This window comes from Arthrobacter sp. SO3 (assembly GCF_020532825.1).
GTDB lineage: Bacteria > Actinomycetota > Actinomycetes > Actinomycetales > Micrococcaceae > Arthrobacter.
Window position 1 is genome coordinate 1 of record NZ_MQTS01000146.1, and the last position, 1,078, is coordinate 1,078.

Sequence of the window (1,078 nt, forward strand, 5' to 3'; positions counted from 1 at the left end):
CTAGGTGTAATAACCACGGACGTTGGTGACGGGCGGCGTGGATAGGTGACAAAAAGAAGACCTCCGGGTGGAGTGGGGCTTGTCTAGAGTCCAGTTCCACAAACGGAGGTCTTCATGTCCCACCCTAATGCCTTTCTCGCGCCCAAGGGCCGGCTGCAGCTGGCCAAGTGCGTAGTCGATGACGGGTGGCCGTTGCGTCGGGCCGCGGAGCGGTTCCAGGTCTCCGTACCGACAGCGGCACGCTGGGCAGACCGTTACCGCGAACACGGCGAGGACGGGATGGAGGACCGCTCCAGCAGGCCCCTTGTGTCGCCCTCGAGGACCCCGCAACGGCGGGAGCGGCGGATCATCGCGCTGCGCGTGAACCGGCGGTGGGGGCCGGCCCGGATCGGGTATCTGCTGGGCCTCCACCCATCCACCGTGCACAAGGTCCTCTCCCGGTTCGGGCTGGCGAAACTGTCCTGGCTGGACCGTGCCACGGGCCGGGTGATCCGCCGCTACGAGCACGAGAAGCCCGGCGACATGATCCACGTCGACATCAAGAAACTCGGACGCATCCCCGACGGTGGCGGCCACCGCGTCATGGACCGGGCAGCGGGCAAGAAGAACAAGACAGGGACCACGGCGAACCGGCGCCCCGGCTACGCCTACCTGCACAACGCCGTGGATGACCACTCCCGCTTCGCCTACACCGAGATCCTCGACGACGAGAAGAAAGAGACCGCCGCCGGCTTCTGGGAACGCGCCAACCAGGCCCTCAACGCCGCCGGCATCACCGTGAAGCGCGTCCTCACAGACAACGGCTCCTGCTACCGCTCCCACGCCTTCCAAGACGCCCTGGGCCCGGACATCACACACAAACGAACCCGGCCCTACCGGCCCCAGACCAACGGCAAAGTAGAGCGCTTCAACCGCACCATGCTCGAGGAATGGGCCTACGCCCGCCCCTACAACTCAGAGGCCGAGCGCGTGGCTGCTTTCCCAGCCTGGCTCCATGACTACAATCATCACCGAGGCCACACCTCACTCAAGGGTCAGCCACCAGCAAGCCGCGTCACTAACCTCCGTGGGTAATACA

General features: G+C 65.5%; 1 protein-coding gene. It reads left to right on the plus strand.

Features of this window, described 5'->3' with window-relative positions:
• Positions 1-114 precede the first annotated feature (114 nt).
• Positions 115-1,074 (plus strand): IS481 family transposase, encoded by a 960-nt coding sequence (locus tag BJQ90_RS13790; protein WP_226760820.1) that lies wholly within the window; start codon positions 115-117, stop codon positions 1,072-1,074.
• Positions 1,075-1,078: the final 4 nt, after the last annotated feature.